21 protein-coding genes are annotated in these 22161 nt (G+C 44.4%); 18 read left to right on the top strand and 3 right to left on the bottom strand.

Annotated elements, in window-relative coordinates; genetic code table 11:
• Positions 1–17: 17 nt before the first annotated feature.
• From FTV25_RS09445 to FTV25_RS09410, 8 genes are all read left to right on the top strand, one after another.
• Positions 18–1418, top strand: coding sequence for a C13 family peptidase (locus FTV25_RS09445; RefSeq protein ID WP_180003079.1), 1401 nt, complete (start codon positions 18–20; stop codon positions 1416–1418).
• A gap of 39 nt (positions 1419–1457) precedes the next feature.
• Positions 1458–2294 (top strand): S-formylglutathione hydrolase, encoded by an 837-nt coding sequence (gene fghA, locus FTV25_RS09440; protein ID WP_180003077.1) that lies wholly within the window; start codon positions 1458–1460, stop codon positions 2292–2294.
• Positions 2295–2454: 160 nt separating this feature from the next.
• A complete protein-coding gene (locus FTV25_RS09435; RefSeq protein ID WP_257218933.1) occupies positions 2455–3501 on the top strand; it encodes a YjgN family protein in 1047 nt (348 codons plus the stop codon).
• Positions 3502–3512: 11 nt separating this feature from the next.
• Entirely contained in the window at positions 3513–4652 is a 1140-nt protein-coding gene (locus FTV25_RS09430) for a M48 family metallopeptidase (RefSeq protein ID WP_180003073.1), read from the top strand.
• A 235-nt stretch (positions 4653–4887) separates the two neighbouring features.
• Positions 4888–5574, top strand: a complete 687-nt coding sequence (rpe, locus tag FTV25_RS09425; RefSeq protein ID WP_034170624.1) for a ribulose-phosphate 3-epimerase — start codon at positions 4888–4890, stop codon at positions 5572–5574.
• A 627-nt stretch (positions 5575–6201) separates the two neighbouring features.
• Positions 6202–6519, top strand: coding sequence for a quaternary ammonium compound efflux SMR transporter SugE (gene sugE / locus FTV25_RS09420; RefSeq protein WP_034170625.1), 318 nt, complete (start codon positions 6202–6204; stop codon positions 6517–6519).
• Between the two features lie 69 nt (positions 6520–6588).
• Positions 6589–7071, top strand: a complete 483-nt coding sequence (locus tag FTV25_RS09415) for a methylated-DNA--[protein]-cysteine S-methyltransferase (protein ID WP_034170626.1) — start codon at positions 6589–6591, stop codon at positions 7069–7071.
• Between the two features lie 33 nt (positions 7072–7104).
• Positions 7105–7779 carry a nuclease-related domain-containing protein gene (locus tag FTV25_RS09410; protein ID WP_180003071.1) on the top strand — a complete coding sequence of 225 codons (675 nt, stop codon included), beginning with the start codon at positions 7105–7107 and terminating at the stop codon, positions 7777–7779.
• A 19-nt stretch (positions 7780–7798) separates the two neighbouring features.
• On the opposite strand, the gene FTV25_RS09405 is transcribed toward FTV25_RS09410, so the two are convergent.
• The 3 genes from FTV25_RS09405 to paaZ all read right to left on the bottom strand — a co-directional run bounded on the left by FTV25_RS09405 (position 7799) and on the right by paaZ (position 12690).
• Positions 7799–8734: a tRNA-dihydrouridine synthase gene (locus tag FTV25_RS09405; RefSeq protein ID WP_180003069.1), complete on the bottom strand. Its 936-nt coding sequence runs from the start codon at positions 8732–8734 to the stop codon at positions 7799–7801.
• 198 nt (positions 8735–8932) lie between these two features.
• On the bottom strand, positions 8933–10372 hold the full coding sequence (locus FTV25_RS09400; RefSeq protein WP_004783378.1) for an MFS transporter: 1440 nt from the start codon (positions 10370–10372) through the stop codon (positions 8933–8935).
• A 206-nt stretch (positions 10373–10578) separates the two neighbouring features.
• A complete protein-coding gene (gene paaZ / locus FTV25_RS09395) occupies positions 10579–12690 on the bottom strand; it encodes a phenylacetic acid degradation bifunctional protein PaaZ (protein ID WP_180003066.1) in 2112 nt (703 codons plus the stop codon).
• Positions 12691–12952: 262 nt separating this feature from the next.
• On the opposite strand from paaZ, the gene paaA reads away from it, so the two are divergent.
• From paaA to FTV25_RS09345, 10 genes are all read left to right on the top strand, one after another.
• Positions 12953–13897 (top strand): 1,2-phenylacetyl-CoA epoxidase subunit PaaA, encoded by a 945-nt coding sequence (paaA, locus tag FTV25_RS09390; protein ID WP_180003064.1) that lies wholly within the window; start codon positions 12953–12955, stop codon positions 13895–13897.
• Positions 13898–13925: 28 nt separating this feature from the next.
• Positions 13926–14213 carry a 1,2-phenylacetyl-CoA epoxidase subunit PaaB gene (paaB, locus tag FTV25_RS09385; protein WP_004783374.1) on the top strand — a complete coding sequence of 96 codons (288 nt, stop codon included), beginning with the start codon at positions 13926–13928 and terminating at the stop codon, positions 14211–14213.
• Positions 14214–14229: 16 nt separating this feature from the next.
• Entirely contained in the window at positions 14230–14985 is a 756-nt protein-coding gene (gene paaC / locus FTV25_RS09380) for a 1,2-phenylacetyl-CoA epoxidase subunit PaaC (protein WP_004783372.1), read from the top strand.
• A gap of 28 nt (positions 14986–15013) precedes the next feature.
• A complete protein-coding gene (paaD, locus tag FTV25_RS09375; protein WP_180003062.1) occupies positions 15014–15514 on the top strand; it encodes a 1,2-phenylacetyl-CoA epoxidase subunit PaaD in 501 nt (166 codons plus the stop codon).
• 65 nt (positions 15515–15579) lie between these two features.
• The gene (gene paaE / locus FTV25_RS09370; protein WP_180003060.1) at positions 15580–16638 is read left to right on the top strand and encodes a 1,2-phenylacetyl-CoA epoxidase subunit PaaE; all 1059 of its coding nucleotides are present in this window, start codon (positions 15580–15582) and stop codon (positions 16636–16638) included.
• Positions 16639–16702: 64 nt separating this feature from the next.
• Positions 16703–17494: a 2-(1,2-epoxy-1,2-dihydrophenyl)acetyl-CoA isomerase PaaG gene (paaG, locus tag FTV25_RS09365; protein WP_180003058.1), complete on the top strand. Its 792-nt coding sequence runs from the start codon at positions 16703–16705 to the stop codon at positions 17492–17494.
• A 441-nt stretch (positions 17495–17935) separates the two neighbouring features.
• Complete coding sequence (gene pcaF / locus FTV25_RS09360) at positions 17936–19147, top strand: 3-oxoadipyl-CoA thiolase (protein WP_180003056.1); 1212 nt, start codon at positions 17936–17938, stop codon at positions 19145–19147.
• 58 nt (positions 19148–19205) lie between these two features.
• Positions 19206–20498: a phenylacetate--CoA ligase PaaK gene (gene paaK / locus FTV25_RS09355; RefSeq protein ID WP_180003054.1), complete on the top strand. Its 1293-nt coding sequence runs from the start codon at positions 19206–19208 to the stop codon at positions 20496–20498.
• A 60-nt stretch (positions 20499–20558) separates the two neighbouring features.
• Positions 20559–21500, top strand: a complete 942-nt coding sequence (paaX, locus tag FTV25_RS09350) for a phenylacetic acid degradation operon negative regulatory protein PaaX (protein ID WP_034701554.1) — start codon at positions 20559–20561, stop codon at positions 21498–21500.
• A 42-nt stretch (positions 21501–21542) separates the two neighbouring features.
• Complete coding sequence (locus tag FTV25_RS09345) at positions 21543–22142, top strand: gamma carbonic anhydrase family protein (RefSeq protein ID WP_179993128.1); 600 nt, start codon at positions 21543–21545, stop codon at positions 22140–22142.
• Positions 22143–22161: the final 19 nt, after the last annotated feature.

Raw genomic sequence — 22161 nt, 5'->3', positions numbered from 1 at the left:
CATCTCCCTGAAATCATATGATCGACTTTAAACCCTCCATCAATTTTTGGCACGATTTTAAAAGCAACCAAATTGCCGGGATGTGGTTATTTTTGGGATCTCGGCGTTCGCTACAACTGGTGCGTCCCTCTATTCTGCAACTGGTATTCTGGGGTGTTTTGGGCGGCTGTGCTAACAGCCTGTTTAGCTGGCTCAGTTCTGGACGCATGGGAGATTTCAACTCTCAAGGTCTGATCAGTTATGCGCTTTGGCCCTTTATTGCCTTGATTGTCGGGATTTTCTTGTCCCAACGAGTGAATAATCCTCGTCTAATGCTGGTGCCAGCACTGCTCTGGTTGGTGCTGGATACGCATATTATGCTGTTCCAGAGCCTGATCCAGTATCTGGGTGATCTGGATTATCTACCTTATATTTTCTACGCTTATATTCCGACCCTGTTTGTCATGCTATTTGTCTGGCAAAGTCTGGCTGTGGTCTGGGTGATTTCACGTGAATTAAAATGGCCGTGGTGGGAACGGGCACTGATTATGCTGGCTACCCTGTTTACTTTGGTGGTGTGGCAGATTTCGGTGAAAGATCAGCCAATCTGGAAAGTTGAAGAAATTCCACCAAGTTTTGCTGAAGATGCTTTCTATGCTCAGCCGATCTTGCTGAACAAGGCGTTAGATGCAATTGAATATGGTGAATTTGCACAGTCGCACTGGTACTTTATGGGTGTGGCTGGCGCGAGTTATCAGGATGTGTTCTATTCAGAAATAGAGCGGATTAAAAAGCAGTTTGATACCCGTTTTGGCACTTTTGGCCGTTCGATTATGCTAGTCAATCATCCGGCAACGCGAACTGAAATTCCACTTGCTTCCAAAACCAGTATGGAATTGGCCTTGCGCCGTATTGGCCAGCAGATGAACCGCGAAAGTGATGTGCTATTCTTGTACATGACCTCACATGGCTTGCCAAATGAATTTGAAATGGAAAATGCACCGCTAGACCTGGCATCAGTCGATCCAAAATGGTTGCGTGATACTCTGGATGCCTCAGGTGTGCGTTGGCGAGTGATTGTTATTTCTGCCTGTTTTTCAGGAAGTTTTGCTTCGGCTTTGCAGAATGATAATACCTTGATCATTACTGCTTCTGCTGCTGACCGTCAGTCTTTCGGTTGTTCGAACGAAGCTGACTATACTTATTTCGGTCGAGCTTTTTTTGATGAGGCCATGCGTGAAAATAACAGCCTGAAAGCCTCTTTTGAGCAGGCCAAGACTACAGTGGCTAAATGGGAAGCAGCTCAAGGATTTGAACCGTCAGAACCACAATGGGTGATTGGCAAAAACATGGAATTGATGTTGCCACAACTGGAACAGCGTCTTTTCCCTCCAGCGACGACCACTTCAGCATCTCCGTCTGTCGCTTTGACTCCATAAACCAATCTACAACTTTAGAAAATAGAAAAAGGAATGATGATGGAACTGGTACAGAATAATCGAAGCTTTGAGGGTGAACAGCGGATTTATAGCTTTGAGTCTAAAGTATTAAAAAAACCAACCAGATTTGGAATCTTCCTGCCGCCACAAGCTCTGGAAGGCCAAAATTGCCCGGCTTTGTTCTATTTAGCTGGCCTGACCTGTACTGAAGAAACTTTTGCAATCAAGGCACATGCCCAGCGTCTGGCGGCCCAGCTTGGCCTGATTCTGATTACACCAGACACTTCACCGCGTGGAGACGATGTTGCCAAAGGGGATCACTGGGATATCGGGCAAGGCGCTGGCTTTTATATCAATGCCACTCAAGCACCGTGGGCTGAACATTATCAGATGGAAAGCTTTATCGTCGATGAGTTGTATGAACTGGTGTGTGAAGAGTTCGTAGTTCAGGCAGATAAGATCGGGATTTTCGGTCATTCCATGGGTGGACATGGCGCTTTAACTTTGGCTTTTAAATATCCGGAAAAATTCTGTTCAGTTTCGGCATTTGCACCGATTTGTGCACCAAGCCAATGTCCATGGGGTGAAAAAGCATTCTCAAATTATCTGGGCGAAAACCGCAAAGAATGGTTGAAGCATGATGCAACTGCGCTGGTTCAGGAAAAAGGTGCGCTGTTTAGCGATATCCTGATTGATCAGGGCTTTTCTGACCAGTTCTATAGCCAGCTGAATCCGGCGTTATTTCAGCAAGCTTGTGATGCCGTGAACCAGAAATTAACCTTACGTGAACATCAAGGTTATGATCATGGTTACTATTTTATTCAAAGCTTTGTAGATGACCATTTACAATTCCATGCCGTACAATTAAATCCATAAGCCAAGCAACAAAAGCGCAGCAAACTTAAAAGTACAATGAAACTCCAAAAATAGGTCATGTTTCTGGAGTTTTTTATATGAATATCAAATAAATATAATAAAAATGGCATATAAGTTGCTATTCAAAAATCAGGTAGAACCAGTTGCAGTTAAGAACACGATGCACAATAAGCCTGAACCAGAGATTGACCAACCATCACCTCCACTAGAAAAACACAGCTTCCGATTTCATGGCAGTGCCACTGAATATTTTGGAATCTGGATGGTGAATCTGATGTTAACCATCATTACGCTTACTTTGTATAGCCCTTGGGCAAAGGCACGCCGTATCCGCTATTTCTACGGTAATACCCAATTGTTAAAACATCGCTTTGACTTCATCGCCATGCCAAGCCGAATTCTGCTAGGTCGTCTATTGGCATTGGAGTTGTATGTGGTGACAGTGATCTTGACCAATTACTCCATTCTTGTCACCAGTTCATTATTTCTGATTGCTGCGATCTCTCTACCTTGGTTAATTCGGATGACCCTGAAATTTAAGGCCCGGAATAGTAAATATGGCAATGTCCGGTTTCATTTTAGTGGAAGCAATCGGGAAGCCTATAGGGTTTTATGGCTCGCGATATTGGTCAATATTTTCACCCTGTTTCTTTTCAGTCCAGTGGTGATCTGGCTATACAAACGTTACTGCTTTAATCATTTATCGATCGGCCAACTTCAGTTCAGCTTGGGGATCAAATGGTCTAAATTTATGTCAGCAGTCTATGTTCCCTTATGTCTGTGTCTGCTAATTGGTATCGCATGGATCGCAGCAATCGTTTACTGGGTCGATTTGATCGGTACAACCCTGTTTACCTTAGGTGTTGTGTTGAGCTATCTGTTTTGCCTGGCCTTGGTCTGGCCGATGATCTCTGCACGCTTATATATGTATACCTGGAATCATGTAGAGCTTGGTCAAAGCTATTTTAAAACCCGGGTAACGACATGGCGCTATAGCTGGATTGTACTCAGTAACTGGATAGTGCGTGCACTCAGTTTGGGACTCATGACCCCTTGGGCGAGCATCCGTTTATATGAATATCAACTGGCTAACCTAGAACTCTATCTAGCAGAGGACGAAACTAATCTAAAAAATATCTTGCAGCGTGATCCAAATGCTATAGCCAATGAAGTACTGGATATCTTTGATTTCGATGCATCGTTATAGAGGCAAGTAGGATGAAGCGACCTGTTGAAGTCAGATTTTATGATGGGGTTTTGGTCGAAGCCCAGCGTGCATGGATTGTCCCTGATCAGCAACGCGGGATTGCCCTAAAGCTTAGTGAAGAAACACCCAAGCAAGTGAGCGAGGATGACTTTTATTTTAGTTATCCTGATATGGCGTATATTGGCGGGGTCGGGAGACGTAAACCGATTATCGAATTACCTGAAGATCGTCGGATTGAATTTTTGACCAAAGCACCGCATTGGCTGAAGATTAAATCCAAAGAAATCTATCATGCCATATGGAAATTTGAACGTTCTCCACTCCTGATTTTCTTCTCGATGATTATCGTGATATGTGCGGTAATTTTTATTCTTAAATGGGGAATTCCATATACGGCCCAGCAGCTCGCTCAATTACTTCCGGAACAGACCTTGATCGAGGTAGGAAAGCAAACTGAGCAGAAATTAATTGAGCAAACTGAGTCATCCAAGCTCTCCGCAGAGCATCAAGCACGTCTAAAAAAATTGTATGAACAAAAAATTGCAGTAGGGAAACCCGCTAAGATTATTTTCCGTCAAGGCGGTGAAACCATGGGACTTAATGCAGCTGCGATTCCGAACAATACCATTATTGTCACCGATGAACTGGTCAAGCTTAGCGGTGCAGATGAAGAAGTTCTTGCAGTACTGGCGCATGAACAAGGTCATCTGGTACAAAAACATAGCATGCAAAAAGTGATTTCCAACCTGGGTGCAGCAGGACTATTTGCCTTGGTAACAGGAGATTTAAGTGATGTGGTGGCGGCATCTATAGCGGTATTCGCCGATGCGGGATATTCACAGGCACTTGAACTTGCTGCGGATGATTATGCCATGCAACATTTACATCAACAGCAGATCTCCAGTATCCATTTGTCGAACTTTTTGCAGCGGGTTGAAAACGCTAGAATCTTGGCAGAGCAGAATAAAACGATAAAAATAAAAAACTTTACTTTGAATATTGATGGAAAAGAACGGCAAATTACTGAGTCTGAGCTGAAATGGTTGCGTTTGATTGGAAAACTCAAAAAATATCTGGAATCGCATCCCGAACTGGATAAAAGAATTGAACGGATTCATGCATTCGAAGAAAAAATGAGCCAACCTGTTTAGCTCTAATATTGAGTATAAAAATTCATATCTCTATATCCTGAGGATCGAGGCGTGTTTAGCCTCGATTTTTTATTGATGGATATGCGAGTTTTCCTGTCTTAATCAATCATTTTCATCTAGGCCAAGTGATATTAAGCATAAATACTGTCCAGCGTTACATAACATCCAAGTCACAGTAGCAGGACTGGATTTGGTATAATGAGAAAAATCCAATTTCAGTTAGCCAGGTCCTTTCATGTCCAAGCCTTATTTAATTGCACCTTCTATTTTGTCTGCCGACTTTGCCCGTTTAGGTGAAGAAGTTGAAAATGTACTTCAGGCCGGTGCAGACGTTGTGCATTTCGATGTCATGGATAATCACTATGTACCCAATTTAACCTTTGGTGCAGGGGTATGTAAGGCATTGAAAAAATATGGTATTCAGGCACCTATTGATGTGCATCTCATGGTGAAACCTGTAGATCGCATGATTGGTGACTTTCTGGAAGCAGGTGCAGATATTATTACGTTTCATCCGGAAGCATCTGATCATATTGACCGTTCTTTACAATTGATCAAATCGGGTGGTGCTAAAGCCGGTCTGGTATTTAATCCAGCGACACCATTGCATTATCTGGATTATGTACTGGATAAGGTTGATCAGGTATTGCTAATGAGTGTGAACCCTGGCTTTGGTGGACAGAAATTCATTCCAATGACTTTGGATAAATTACGTCAGGCGCGCAAGATCATTGATGCTTCAGGTCGTGATATCCGCTTAGAAGTAGATGGCGGTGTGGGACCAGCAAATATTCGTGAAATTGCAGAAGCTGGTGCAGATATGTTTGTGGCCGGTTCAGCGATTTTTGGCAAGCCGGATTATAAAGCTGTGATTGATGAAATGCGTAGTGAGCTGGCTAAAGTCGGTCAAATCCAGCTTTAATCTCTAAAATGTTTAAGGTGCATAAATCTGTGGATAACTTTATGGATAAGTGTGTAGATATCTATGTTGATAACCATATGGATATGTTGCATATTTTGTAATCGTTTGTAGCCTGATTGATTGTATCTTAGACAAAATTTGTATAAAAAGAACTCAATTGGAGTTCTTTTTACATATGTCAGCCCTTGATTTTAGTGGTCGTTTATTCATCAAAGGTTAATAATCAAGCCAAACAAAAAGTGATCAATAGGTCTTAGTTTTGTGTTTCATTGTGTAAGATCTCCATGCTATTTTTAAATTTAATTCATGTGCATAACTTAATAATATGGACTTATTCCTTGTTTGTTTTTCTTACTCAAGTCTCTGTAATGCCATAACACGATGTCCCATGTTGGCGTTCCTTAAGATAGGCTGAAATCTTCAAGTTGTCCTGAGCATTTGAGTAAGACATGGTTAAGTTAATTCTCATTCAGTCAAATTTTGTAAACGGCAGTTTGGTTTTGTCATCTGTTTTATAAGATGTTTATTTTTTTAGGGGGAACGACCTCCCTTGTTGATTAAATTTATAAAATTCAACAAGAAAAATCGTCAGGACGGCCTGACTCTGTTAATTAGGAGGAAGGCAATATGGCCTGGATTATACTTGTATTCGCTGGACTATTTGAGATTGTCTGGGCCTATTCCATGAAGCTCTCAGAGGGTTTTACTAAACTCACACCGAGTATTTTTACGATTGTTTTTATGGTGCTCAGTTTTGTATTACTGGCCTATGCCATGCGTACTTTGCCTCTAGGAACTGCCTATACCATCTGGACGGGCATTGGCGCAGTCGGCTCATTTCTGGTCGGTGTTATAGTTTTAGGTGAACCTGCTTCTGCTATGCGTATGCTCGCTGCGGTGCTGATTATCTCCGGACTTGTTTTGATGAAATTATCCTCCTCCTAAGAGCTGTTGAGCAGTTCTGATTTCGAGTAAAATAAAAACTGGCAAGCTTGATTCTGTAGGAGTAGGGCCATGCAACTCAGTTATATTTATATGGACTCGCCTGTAGGGCAGTTGCAGCTGGTCGCCAATGAAACGGCGCTGGTAGCTGTACTCTGGGATTGTGAAAAACCGAATCGGGTCAGGTTGGCAACTCTGGTTGAAGATCCACAGCATCCTGTATTGATAGAAGCTCGGCGTCAGCTTCAGGAATATTTTGCCGGTCAGCGCAATGTTTTTGAACTGCCTTTAGATTTTGCCGGTACTGATTTTCAAAAAAAAGTCTGGCAGGCTTTGCTGAATATTCCTTATGGACAGACCCGAAGTTACCGGGAAATCGCTGAACAGGTCGGTAATGTTAAAGCAGTGCGCGCCGTGGGCGCTGCCAATGGTAAAAATCCGATCTCGATTATTGCACCTTGTCATCGGGTGATTGGCAGTAGCGGTAAGCTGGTAGGCTTTGCAGGCGGTCTGGATAAAAAAGAAATTCTGTTAAATATTGAGCGAACCCATTAAGATCAAAATCATAAAATTAATGAAAATTAAAATATGGATCAGTTCGCAACACAAATCTTAGGCCAACTCTGGTCGAGTTTATGGTGGGTTCTTCTACTTTTTATTGGTTTGATCGTTTTTAAGTTATTTAAACCATTTTTAAAAGGAAAGCTGGGAGAATTCGCTGTTGCCACGCATGTCAAACTTTATCTGAAAGACCTTGAGTATCGGTTATTAAACGATTTGACTCTTCCTGATGGAGAAGGGAGCACAACACAAATTGATCATCTCTTATTAAGTCCTTATGGCCTGTTTGTGATTGAAACCAAAAACTATAAAGGCTGGATCTTTGGTGGCGAGCGACAAAAGACCTGGACGCAAAAACTTTATAAAAATAGCTATAAATTTCAAAATCCGATTCATCAGAATTATAAGCACATCAAAGTTCTGGAGCAGGTGCTGGCTGATATTATTGAGCCAGACCAGCTGCATTCTGTGATTGTATTTATGCCAGATGCGGTATTCAAAACCCCAATGCCAAATTATGTATTTCGAGGCGCAGGTTGGACAGATTATGTAAAAAGCTTTAATCAGCGAGTTATTTCTGATACCAAGATTAAACGTATCCAGATTCGCTTGGAGAAGGAAGTACTAGAAAAATCCTGGAAAACCAACCGTGAACATGTTGCAAATTTAAACAGGCGAGAATCCGAACAAAAAAGCCTTTGAATCATTCAAAGGCTTTTTCTTAATTTTTCGAGGCTTTTAGCTTTTCAGTAATTTCAACCAGCTGTTTAATCCGTTTGACCTCATCCCAAAGTGTTTTGGCCTCAGGATAATGCTTGGACATCATACCCAGCCATTGCTTATAACGGCCGACCATATTCATTTCCTTTTTATAGGAACCATTCAGGAAACGGATTTGCAGTTTCAGTAGTTCATTCCAGGTGATGAGCGGCTCATCAGAATTCTGGCGAATACATTGGGTCAGATCAGGTGTAGTGACCGCACCACGGCCAATCATCAGGTCTTCACAGCCTGATTCTAGCTGACATTGCTTGGCATCGGCATTGGTCCAGATTTCACCATTGGCAATCACATTAATCTTTAAGGCTTCACGAATTGGTTGCAGTTGGTCCCAGAAGGCTGGCGGAGTATAGCCATCGGCCTTGGTCCGTGCATGGACAGTGACCCAGGCCGCCCCAGCATCTTCAATGGCATGCGCATTTTCCATCATGAAGTTGCGATCCATATAACCCAGACGCATTTTCGCCGAAACTGGAATATGCGCGGGCACTGCATCACGAACAGCTTTGACCAGTTCATAGACGACTTCAGGTTCATCTAACAGCACTGAACCACCACGATGACGATTCACGGTTTTGGCTGGACAGCCAAAATTCATATCAATTGCAGGCGCGCCCATGGCAGCGACTTTCACTGCATTGGCTGCCAGCATTTCCGGATTATTTCCCAGAAACTGTACATGCACCGGCGTACCGGCAGCAGTTTTGCCCTCATTTAACAGTTCAGGGCAGTAGGTGTGATAGATATGATCTGGCAGCACCGAATCCGTGACACGAATAAACTCGGTTACACACCAGTCGAAGCTCCCGACGGATGTCAGTACATCGCGCATAATCGGGTCAGTTAAGCCTTCCATGGGTGCAAGAACAAGTTTCAATGGTCAACACCTGTTAATTCGAAAAACGGTGTTATACGGCTTTTTGGTGGGAATGTCCAGGCAGTTTAATTTTCATATGAATTGCAGAAAAAGATTGAGTGTGAATGAGTATCTATTGATCTTTTGCTATCGAAATAAAAAAACCTTAAATCGACTGATTTAAGGTTTGGATTTAAATCTTAAAAATCTAATATTGTCTTAATCGATTAGTTTTTCGACTTTCATACTTTCACGATAATACTGACAGCCTTTATACAGCAGGAATACACCGATTACACCAGCTACAGCATTGACGATAGAAATCGAATTACCCACCATTAAGGTATTTTCATAATATCGGTCTGTAATCAGCGCCACAGCAGTTGTACCCACACCGAGTGCAATCAGGTTAGAAATCAACAGGAATTTGGCTGATACCTGAGAGCGCAACTGGTTCGGTGTCAGCATCTGGGTAGCAGCGGCTGATGCTGGAATCGGGAAGGTGGAGAAGAACATCGCCACAAAGATCAGTGCGAATGAAAGCTGCATATTGTCGACTTGGGTAAACAGCACGCTTGGAATGATCAGGGCAGCACAGCCAATTGCACCGGCACGGATTGCTGCATCGCTATAGCCACGTTTAGAAAAGAAGTCGATGAGCCAGCCACAGAATAGGGCGCCTGAAGTATTTGCGACAAGAATAATACTTCCAAGGATATATCCGGTCTGGCTTGCATCCAGGCCAAAGTGACGCATGTAGTAGGCCGGTGCCCAGCCGAGCAGGGAATACAGCATCATAGTATAGAAAGAGAAGCCAATAAAATGACAGAAGAAAGTCTTTTTATGGGTTTTAATAAAACCGATGGAATTCTTAAAAGATGCTTTAACGGCGACACCATTCGCATCCATTTTGAGGCCTTTACGCTCGGGTTCCCGTACGGTCAAAATCATGAGCAGCGCCAGCAATACACCCGGTAAACCGACAATCATAAAGGTCAGTTGCCAAGTCTTGATCTCACCAATTACCGGTAAAGTAACGAAACTAACATCCTTGAGCAGACCGATGACATAACCGCCGATCAGGAAAGCCAGTCCTGAACCGATAAAAGCACCAATGGCATAAACACCCAGCGCACGGCCTAGTTTATGTTTAGGAAACAGATCCGCCACGATTGAGTAAAAAGCAGGAGATAGGGCTGCTTCACCTGCACCGACACTAAGGCGAGCCAGGAACATCTGGATAAAGTTTTTACTGAGGCCACAGGCTGCAGTGGCCAGACTCCAGAAAGCGATCCCAACCGAAATAATTTTCACACGTGATTTCTTGTCGGCCAGTGCGGCGATCGGTACGCCCATAAAGGCATAAAACAGCGAAAAGGCCAGCCCCTGCAATAGGCTGAACTGGGTATCACTGAGCATCAAGTCGGCCTTAATCGGCTCAATCATCAGGGATAAAATCTGACGGTCTACGAAAGACAGAATGTAGGCCACCATACAGATGATTACCACATACCATTGATAGCTGCTACGTTCCGGAGTTGCTGGTGGAATTTCTGTAGCCACCTGTTCAGGGATAGGCGTAGTAATTTTTAGATGAGAATCGAGTGGTTGGACGTCATTGTCAACCTTGTCTATGACCAATGTTTTTTCATTCATCATGCAACATCCTGTGCAAGTTATAGTGATTGGTTTATTTGATACAAATTTAATTATTTTTATTTTTAATGTGTATCAATTAATCTAATCTAGGAGTAATTTGCACAGCCGTCAATATGTCTGGATTAAAAAGATACAATTATTTTTAAATCAATAAAAAAGGGAATCAAATAGATTCCCTTCTTACTTTAAGTGTCTGAAAATATTTGTTAAGCAGCTTTTTCTACGAGAGTTAGGATGTCATAGGTCGCGACCAGTTCATTGCGCTGGTTTTTCACCTTGATGTCCCAGACCACGACACCATGCGGTCTCTGCTCATCACGCAGCGGTTTTGGGGTTTTCTGCTTGCAGGTCAGTTCTACCTGAATGGTATCACCAATTTTCACCGGTTCTACGAAGCGCAGGTTGTCCATGCCATAGTTGGCAATAACTGGACCTGGAGCAGCATCAACAAACAAGCCGGCAGCGGCAGAGACAATGAAGTAACCATGTGCGACGCGTTCACCGAACAAGGATTCCGCAGCCGCAATCTTATCCATATGTGCATAGAAGTAATCTCCACTTAAACCACCAAAGTTGACAATATCAGCTTCAGTAATGGTACGGCGTGCAGTCAGCAGGCGTTCACCGATCCGCAGTTCATCAAAGGATTTCTTGAATGGATGCACGCGGTCTTCAAATACCTCCGCACCCGCGGTCCAGCTATGACCGACCTGAGTCAGCACATTTGGTGAGCCTTGAATAGCAGTACGCTGCATATAGTGTTTCACTGCACGCAGACCACCGAGTTCCTCACCACCGCCAGCACGCCCCGGACCACCATGCACTAACAATGGCAGTGGTGAACCATGACCGGTACTTTCCTTAGCGCTTTCACGATCCAGAATATGCACACGACCATGCCAAGGCGCGATCTTGCTGAGTAGCTGTTCAATATTTTCATCATGGTTACGCACGATTGAAGCGACCAGACTGCCTTCACCACGAGCTACTAATGTTGCCAGTTGTGGTAGGTCACTATAGGGCATCAATGTAACCACTGGGCCAAAGGCTTCGATATTATGAATCTGTTGGGCCTGTACCGGATCTTTACATAACAATACTGTTGGTGGATAGAAAGCAGATTTTTCCGGATGTGCGACCTGGATGGCAAAGTCCTGGCGCAGGTGGCTACCTATGATGATTTCAGCTTCCTGTGCCAGCTGTTCTACCTTGGCAGCAACATCATGCTTCTGTTTAACGCTGGCCAGAGCACCCATGGTTACGCCGTCCTGTGCAGGATCACCGATGACTACTTTCTGTAGTTTTTCAGTCAGGCGTTGCTGTACGGTATCGAGCAATGCTGCTGGCACAAAGGCACGACGAATTGCAGTACATTTTTGTCCGGTCTTGGTTGTCATTTCACGGAAGACTTCACGCACAAACAGGTCAATGGTTTCATCGTTGGCTTGCTGGGTCAGGATGGCGCTGTTCACCGAATCGGCTTCCATGCTGAATGGAATGGAGTGGGCATTCAGGTGTGGATGCGCACGCAGTTTCTGGCCGGTAGCAGCCGAACCTGTGAAGGTTACCGTATCCTGTGCATTCAGGTGATCAAACAGGTCGTAAGTCTGCCCGCAGATCAGCTGCAGAGCACCTTCTGGCAGTAAATTACTGGCTAAAATGTCTTTAACGACTGCATGTGTCAGTTCTGCGCCTTCTGTTGCCGGCTTCACAATACATGGCACACCGGCTAGTAGAGTAGGTGCAATTTTTTCCAGCATACCCCAGATCGGGAAGTTAAATGCATTGATATGCACTGCTACACCGGCTTTCGGGCTCAGAATATGTTTGGCACCAAAGCTGCCCTGTTTGGATAATGGAATCCAGGCATCTTCAACCAGTGCCGTTTCATCGCTGAGTTCACGGCGAACCAGACTTGAATAGGCAAACAGGGTGCCAATCCCACCTTCAATATCAATCCAGGCATCTTTGCGGGTACAGCCAGTTGCGGCTGCCAGGCGGTAATAATCTTCCTTACGTTCCAGTAAATTTTGTGCCACCTGTTTCAGGGCGTTGGCACGCTGGTGGAAGGTCCAGTGGGCAATGGCAGCACCTTTCTGTTTGGCATATTGCACTACGTTATGCATGTCGATGCCGTGACTGCTGACCTGATAAATCGCTTCACCGCTAATGGCGTGATAGACCGTACGCAAGTCATTTTGTGCGCTATGTTCACCACCTAAAACCAGTGAACTCAATACTTTAACTTTAGCTGCGTAATGCGCCTGTGTGTCGTCCTGAAGATCCGTACTCTGGGTAGTGCTGTCCAGTTCCAACATTGTATAACTCCATTTATGATACGTTGTTGAGTTTATTTTTACTTTTGATGTTTCATAAATTGCAATCAAAAAGCTTAAATGTCAATCATAATCCGCAAACAAAAAAGTAACTTTCATGTAATTAAAAATTCAAAAACAATAAAAACAATAGCTTAATAGAAAATGCTTTTAAAAAATATATGATACTTAAAAAATAGTATTGATTTTATATTTGTATCGTTTTAATTTGATTGTATCAGCACTTGGGATAAGTGAGACAAACATGAATAAGCAACAACAAACATTCGATCAGAAGATAGAGCAGGACATTTCTATTGAAGCGAAGGACTGGATGCCGGATGCCTATAGAAAGACCCTGATCCGCCAGATTGGTCAGCACGGACATTCAGAAGTGATTGGCATGCTGCCAGAAGGTAACTGGATTACCCGCGCACCGACTTTGAAACGTAAAGCGGTATTGCTGGCTAAAGTACAAGATGAAGCCGGGCATGGCCTATACCTCTACAGTGCAGCAGAAACGCTAGGTGCAGACCGTGATGACATGATGGAAAAGCTGATTGCTGGCCGCATGAAATATTCATCCATTTTTAACTATCCAACCCTGACCTGGGCAGATGTTGCTGCGATTGGCTGGCTGGTGGATGGGGCGGCAATCGTCAACCAGGTGGCGCTGTGTCGTACTTCTTATGGTCCTTATGCACGTGCCATGGTGCGTATCTGTAAAGAAGAAAGTTTCCATCAGCGTCAAGGTTTTGAAGCCATGATGCAACTGGCAGAAGGTACACCAGAACAGAAACAGATGGCACAGGATGCAGTGAACCGTTTCTGGTGGCCGGCACTGATGATGTTTGGTCCAAGTGATGACAATTCTCCAAACAGTGCGCAAAGCATGCAGTGGAAAATCAAATTATTCAGTAATGATGCATTGCGTCAGAAATTTGTCGACAACACTGTGCCGCAAGTATTGCAGCTTGACCTGACTGTGCCGGACCCAGACCTGAAATTCAATGAAGAAACTGGCCACTATGAATTTGGTCAGGTGAACTGGGATGAGTTCTTCGATGTGCTGGCAGGCAAAGGTCCATGCAACCACGAACGTATCGAAGCACGCCGCAAGGCTTGGGAAGAGGGCAAATGGGTACGTGAATCAGCAGCAGTTTATGCCAGCAAGCAACAGCAGCAGTCAGATCAACGAAAAATCGCTTAAGGCAACGGAATAGCACAAGGATATGCAAATGAACAAGAATAACTGGTCTTTATACGAAGTATTTATTCGCAGCAAACAGGGTCTGAGCCACCGTCATGTCGGCAGCCTGCGCGCCCCTGATGATGAAATTGCCCTGCAAAATGCCCGTGACGTCTATACCCGTCGCAATGAAGGTGTAAGTATCTGGGTCGTGAAATCTGAACTGATTACCTCATCTCAACCAGATGAAAAATCGGAGTTTTTTGATCCTTCATTGAACAAGGTCTACCGTCATCCGACCTTCTATCACATTCCAGATGGCATCGAACACATGTAAGGTGGAGGAAAGAGCAATGACGAATCAGGTATTGGCACAATTTTTACTGCATGTTGGCGACAGCCAGCTCATCCTTTCACACCGTCTGGCAGAGTGGTGCGGTCACGCACCGGAGCTGGAGCTGGATATTGCATTGGCAAATATCGGTTTGGACCTGCTGGGTCAGGCACGTACCGCGTTGAGTCTAGCCGGTGAAATTGAAGGGCAAGGTCGTGATGAAGATAAACTGGCCTATTTCCGTACCGAGCGAGAATACCGTAACTTACTGCTATGCGAACAGCCAAATAATGACTTCGGTCAAACTATCGTACGTCAGTGGTTGATGGATCATTACCATGCTTTGCTGTTTGCAGCCCTGAGCAATAGCAGGAATGAAGAGATTTCCTCATTCGCCATCAAGTCGCTGAAAGAAGTGAAATACCATTTGCGTTTTTCAACCTCATGGATGGAACGCCTGAGCTTAGGTACAGCAGAAGCTCATGAAAAAATCCAGAATGGTCTGAATCAGCTATGGCGTTTTACCGAAGAGTTGTTCAGCCTGACTGCAGATGAACGTCAGCTGGTTGATGCTCACCTGATTCCGGATGTGGAACTGCTGAAACCGAAATGGTTGGAAAGCATATCTGCTGAGTTGCAACGTTTTGAACTGAGCTTGCCAGAAAGTGGTGCTTACCGTAGTGGCGCCAAGCAGGGACTACATACCGAACATCTGGGTTATGTACTGGCGGAACTGCAATATATGCAGCGCAGCTATCCAGGCATGAACTGGTAAATCCAGCACATCACAGGGAGTGAGTGGCATGAACTTGATTAGACATGTAGAAGATCAATGCTGGGAGGTCCTGGCACAGGTTTCCGATCCGGAAATTCCAGTCCTGTCAGTCCTTGACCTGGGCATGATTCGTGGAGTGGAGATCAACCCACAGGATGAAATCGTGGTTCGATTGACCCCCACTTATAGTGGCTGTCCGGCAACCGATCTGCTCAAGGCGGAAATCACCCAGGCATTTGCAGCACATGAGCTGACGCCGGTCAAAGTCGTGGTCGATCTGTCAGAAGCATGGACCACTGACTGGATGAGTGAGGAAGGTAAACATAAATTGCAGCAATACGGTATTGCTCCACCTAAAGGCGAATCGAATAGCTGCGGTACCCATGTCGCACTTAGTGATGGTATCCAGTGTCCACATTGTCATAGCCACCACACCCGATTACTCAGTGAATTCAGTTCAACCGCTTGCAAGGCGCTGTACAAATGTCAGGAATGCCTGGAGCCGTTTGACTATTTTAAATGTATTTAAGGGCTTAAGCGCACAAGCCATAACAATAAAGCGTGAGATCGCCACAGCTTAAGAAGGATTTTGAAATGAGCCAGTTTATTCCGTTAACCATTAAATCTATTCAGCCTCAGACTGAACAGGCAATTTGCATTGCTTTTGAACTGAGTCCAGAACATGCCGATAGTTTTCAATATCAGCCGGGCCAACACCTGACCATCCGTCATCTTACAGAACAGGAAGAATTGCGCCGTTGCTATTCGATCTGTAGCGATAGTGATGAAGACATGAGTATTGCGATCAAGAAAATTGATCAAGGCCAGTTTTCAACTTGGGCGAATGAAAACCTGAAAGTGGGCGATGTACTGGAAGTGATGCCACCACAAGGTGTGTTTTTCCAGAAAGCGGCCAAGACTGGTGGTAAACATTATCTGGGTTTTGCTGCAGGTAGTGGCATTACACCAATTTTGTCTATTGTCAAAGCAGTGTTGAGCCGTCAACAAGATGCCACTTTTACACTGGTTTATGGTAACCGTTCCTGGAAACAGACCATGTTCTCTGAACAGATCATGGATCTGAAAGACCGCTTTAAAGAGCGTTTGCAACTGATCAATATTTTCTCGCGTGAGCTAAATGACAGCGAGATTTTCAATGGTCGTATTGATGAAGAAAAATTGCAGCAGTTGTTCCAGGCGGGCCTGATTCCAGCAGAAACTGATCACTGCTTTGCTTGTGGTCCTGAAGAAATGATGAATGCGGTAGAAACCGTATTGCCAACCCTTGGGATCGAACGCAGCAAAATTCACACCGAACGCTTTAATACCGGTACTGCACCAAAAGCCTCTGCGCAGCAGATCGAAAGCCGTACCGAGGAAAAGGTCAACATCATTCTGGATGGTCGTGAGCTGATCATTGAAGTGTCCAAACAGGATGACAGCATTCTGGATGCGGCTTTACGTGCTGGTGCAGATCTGCCATATGCCTGCAAGGGCGGGGTATGCGCAACCTGTAAATGTAAGGTGCTGCAAGGTGAAGTGGAAATGGCAATCAACTATAGCCTGGAAGAAGAAGAAATCCAGAAAGGTTATGTGCTGAGCTGTCAGGCGCGTCCAACCACTCGAAATGTTCGTCTCAGTTTCGACGAGTAAAGATTTTAAATTAAGCACCATGCAGATAAATGCATGAACGAAATAGAAACTTAAAAGGTGTGTAATGGATTACCAAACAATTATTGTTGAAGAAAAAAATGCAGTGGGCTACCTGACTTTTAATCGTCCTAAACAGCTCAACAGTTTTAATGAAACCATGCATCAGGAAGTATCTTCTGTCGTAAAACGCTGGGTGCAAGATTCAGCAATTCGCGCAGTGGTGATTTCTGCAGAAGGTCGTGGTTTCTGCGCTGGTCAGGACCTGAACGACCGTGTAGTAGATCCAAATGCTGATGCTCCAGATTTAGGTTTATCCATTGAAAAATACTACAACCCGCTGATTAAACTGATTACTGAAATGCCAAAACCGGTGATCTGTGCCGTAAATGGTGTAGCAGCGGGTGCAGGTGCCAATATTGCTCTGGCTTGTGACATCGTGGTAGCAGCGAAATCTGCTTCATTTATTCAGGCCTTCTGCCGTCTCGGTCTGGTGCCAGATTCAGGGGGTACCTGGTTCCTACCACGCCTGGTTGGCCGTGCCCAAGCGATGGGTCTGGCGATGCTGGGTGACAAAATCTCGGCTGAACGTGCACTGCAACTCGGCATGATCTGGCAGGTAGTTGAAGATGATCAGTTAAAAGCAGAAGCTGAAAAAATGGCTGAACATCTGGCGACTCAGCCGACTTATGGTCTATCCCTGATCAAGAAAGCGATTCATGCCGCTGCAGACAATAATCTGGATGAGCAACTGATTCTGGAGCGGGATCTGCAACGTCTGGCGGGCCGTTCTAATGATTATCGTGAGGGCGTTCAGGCCTTTATGCAAAAACGCACACCACAATATAAGGGCTGCTAAATCTGCCGGAGATGGATTTGACTCGGCTCAAAGTTGTTGGATTTTTTCCTTTCAGTTATCGCTTAGCCACTTGGTCGAGTTGAATTATTCCCGATAGGTATGAATGTGATACCTATTTGATCTGATGGTTAGCTAGGTCCTATGTTATATGTTGTATTACTCTGATAGTAAATGAAAACTGAAAACATGGGTTTACGTAATATTTTTCTAATCAAGCTATTGATATGTAATTTGTTTTTATTTTATTTATTCAGATAAATGATTCGGGTGAGTAAATAGAATTTAATATGACACAAATTTACAAATCTTAAAAAATATGTATCGTATTTTTGGTGAAGAGTGATACAACCTAGTATATATTGAACTAAGCAGACAGCGCTAGGACAGGCGCAACAAGTATCGCCAACAGACTGAGGTATGGCGAGCTAAGGAACAAGAACGATGGAACATGTTTATATTTTTGACGGTATTCGTACCCCAATTGGTCGTTACGCAGGTGGTTTGAGCAGTATTCGTACTGATGACCTTGCTGCTTTGCCGATCCAGTATTTAAAACAGCAGCATCCCAACCTGCCATGGGCAGAAGTTGATGAAGTGATTTTAGGCTGTGCCAATCAGGCCGGTGAAGATAATCGTAATGTCGCGCGTATGGCAGCACTTTTAGCGGGCCTGCCGGAAAGTGTACCCGCGATTACTGTAAATCGTCTCTGTGCTTCCGGTCTGGATGCTGTCGGTCTGGCAGCACGTGCAATTAAATCGGGTGAAGCGCAATTTGTAGTCGCCGGTGGGGTAGAATCCATGAGCCGTGCACCATTTGTACAATCCAAGCCCATCACAGCATTTAGCCGTACTCCTGAAATTTATGACACCACCATTGGCTGGCGATTTATCAATCCAAAATTTAAGGTAGGTTTCGGCGTAGATAGCATGCCGGAAACAACAGAAAATGTGGCTGAAAAATATCAGATTAATCGTGAAGATCAGGATCTGTTTGCTTATCGTAGCCAGCAAAAAACTGCACAGGCACAGCAGAATGGTATTTTTCAGGCAGAAATCCTGCCAGTGGAAATCAAGGGCGCTAAGGGTTCTACTCGGGTGATTGCTGAAGATGAACATCCACGTGCCGATACTACTTTAGAAAAGTTATCTTCTCTAAAAGCGCCATTTCGAAAGGAAGGTGGTTCGGTAACTGCGGGTAATGCGTCTGGTGTGAATGACGGTGCAGCCTGTGTGCTACTGGGCAATAAATATTTCGCAGAACAATATGGACTGAAACCGCTAGTACGGGTGGTAGGAATTGCCAGTGCAGGTGTAGAGCCACGCTATATGGGGATTGGACCAGTACCAGCGATACAGAAAGTATTAAAACAGACAAACTTAAGTCTGGAACAGATGGATGTGATCGAACTGAATGAAGCCTTTGCCGCACAGGCACTTGCAGTGCTACGTGAGCTAGGCCTTCAGGATGATGATCCACGAGTCAATCCAAACGGGGGTGCTATTGCCCTTGGCCATCCACTCGGAATGAGCGGTACACGACTCGTGATTACTGCCATGAAAGAATTACAGCGCAAGCAAGGAAAATATGCCCTTTGTACCATGTGTGTCGGTGTTGGACAGGGAGTCGCACTGATTCTGGAAAATGTGGCTTAAGGACTGAATCAAAAGAGAAATCATCAGCAGTCAGGATGACTGCAGCAGGAGCAAGAATATGAATAACAATGCAATGGAACAGATTGAAACCGCTTCAGTAGATGAATTACGTAGCCTGCAATTGGAACGTATGAAAAAAATGCTGCAGCATGCCTATCAGAACAGTACGGTTTACAAGAAAAAGTTTGATGAAGCCGGTGTGCATCCGGATGATCTGAAATCACTGGAAGACCTGGCAAAATTCCCCTTTACCACCAAGCAGGATCTGCGCGAAAACTATCCATTTGGCATGTTTGCTGTGCCTCAGGAGCAGATTGTCCGTGTACATGCTTCTTCAGGAACCACAGGTCAGCCTACTGTAGTCGGTTATACCCAGAATGACATCAACACCTGGTCCAATGTTGTGGCACGCTCGTTACGTGCAGCCGGACTCAGCAGTAAAGATACGATTCAGGTATCTTATGGATACGGGCTATTTACTGGCGGGTTGGGTGCACATTATGGGGTAGAACGTCTGGGTGCCACCGTAATTCCAATGTCAGGTGGCCAGACCGACAAACAGGCACAATTGATTCATGATTTCAAGCCAACAGCTTTAATGGTCACACCATCTTACTGTCTGAACATTATTGAATGTCTGGAGAAAAAATTCGGGACTGCCAAGGATTGTTCCATCAAGACCGGGATCTTTGGCGCAGAGCCATGGACCAATGAAATGCGCCGTGAAATTGAAGAACGTCTGGGTATTGATGCGCTAGATATTTACGGCCTGTCCGAAGTCATGGGACCGGGTGTGGCGATGGAATGTCTGGAATCCAAAGATGGACCTACCATCTGGGAAGATCACTTCTATCCTGAAATTATCCATCCGGAAACCGGTGAAGTATTATCTGATGGTGAACTGGGTGAGCTGGTATTTACCACCATCACCAAAGAAGGTATGCCGGTGATTCGTTACCGTACCCGTGATCTGACACGCTTATTGCCAGGTACAGCACGTACCATGCGTCGTATGGATAAGATTGTCGGTCGCAGTGATGACATGATGATTATTCGTGGTGTGAATGTGTTCCCATCACAAATTGAAGAGCAAATCCTGCATATTCCGCAGCTTATTCCAAATTATCAGATTCAGATTTGTAAACAGGGTCACCTGGATACATTGCATATTCGTACCGAAATGCGTAAAGATAATGCTATAAATATGACACACCAATTGGCAAATCAGCTGAAAGTACAAATCAAGACCATGGTCGGGATTAGTGTCAGTGTGGAAGTTTTACCGGAAGGTAGCTTGCCACGTTCTGAAGGTAAGGCTCAGCGGGTGTTTGATATCCGAAAGTCCGCTTAAATACATCTGGATGACAGGCTCAGGTCTGTCATCCGGCTTTGACAAGGTAAATTGAACATAATGAATCCGAAATTAAAACAAGTAATTGATGATTTCATTCAGAATGAGACCCTCAGTGGAACCTCATTGGTAATGACGATTTTTGGTGACAGCATTTATCACCGTGGGGGAGTCATTAGTCTTGCCAGCCTGATTCAGCTGATGGATGTATTTGGCTTCAATGAGCGTTCTGTGCGTACCGCTGTATTCCGTCTGGTACAAAATGGCTGGCTGAGTTCAGAAAAGATTGGCCGCACCAGTTATTACCGGATTACCGAAAGCAGCCGTCAGCGTTTTATTACCGCAGACCAAAAGATTTACAGCTTCCAGCATAATGAATGGGATCAGAAATGGGATCTGGTTCTGCTCAGTTCAGTTGAATTGGAAAATAAACAGATACTAAAAAAAGAACTGGAATGGTTAGGCTTTGCCAATATCGCGACCAATGTCATGGCCTATCCGGGTTGTGATCAGCAGAAACTGCAAAACCTTTTACTGAATAACAAGATGACTGATCAGGTGGTAGTATTCCGTGCTGAAACTTTACAGCTTTGGCAGGAATCTTATCCGACCATTAAACGTATGGTTGAAACCAATTGGCCAATCCCTGAATTGCATCAGCGTTATGAAAAATTTATTAGTGATTTCCGTGAATTTTTCTATCTGGTGGAAAATGAAGAGGAACTGGATCCAGTACAAGCCTTTCAGATTCGTATTCTGCTGATCCATCAATATCGCCGTATTTTACTGAAAGACCCGAATCTGCCATTTGAACTGTTACCAACAGACTGGTTGTCACTGATTGCACGTAACTTAAGTACCAATCTATATCAGGCAGTATTTGCAGCAGGAGATGAGTTTTTCCTGGAGACTGCCCGGACAGCGGAAGGCCTTATGCCACCTGCACATCCACAATTTTATAAACGTTTTGGTGGCTTAAAGCAGCCGGAATTGACTTTTTAATATTTTAAAAAATCATGAATGTAATAGCTCAAGGAGGAGTCTATGCCATGTTATGCGATTGATGGGGTGATTCCTGTCGTCAGCCCTGAAGCTTATATCCATCCTACGGCTGTGCTGATCGGTGATGTGATCATTGAAGCCGGAGTTTATATTGGTCCGTTCGCTTCGCTGCGGGCCGATTTTGGCCGGATTCATATCCAGAAAAATGCCAATGTCCAAGATTCCTGTACCATTCATGGATTTCCGGACAGTGTGACCTTGGTTGAAGAATATGGTCATGTTGGTCATGGTGCCATTCTGCATGGCTGCGTGGTACGAAAAAATGCCCTGATCGGTATGAATAGTGTGATTCTGGATGAGGCCGAAATCGGGGAGAATGTCATTGTTGGGGCCAACAGTACAGTCAAGGCTAAATTCAAAGTACCAGCAAATAATCTGGTACTTGGCAGTCCGGCGAAAGTAGTTCGTCCCTTAGAGGAAAAAGAAATTGCCTGGAAAAGCCATGGCACCGAGCAATATATCCAGCTCACTGCACGTTGCTTGAATACCATGCAGGAAGTAAAAGCTTTAACCGAAAATTCCGCAGAGCGACGTAGTTATCAGAACTTTAAAGCGGATTATCAAATCAAGCAAAATAGTTAAACTCGCTGATTTTTAAAAA

Source organism: Acinetobacter sp. YH12249 (assembly GCF_013417475.1).
Lineage (GTDB): Bacteria > Pseudomonadota > Gammaproteobacteria > Pseudomonadales > Moraxellaceae > Acinetobacter.
Note: the sequence above shows the minus strand (reverse complement) of the source record. Positions and strands in the feature narration are given on the sequence as shown.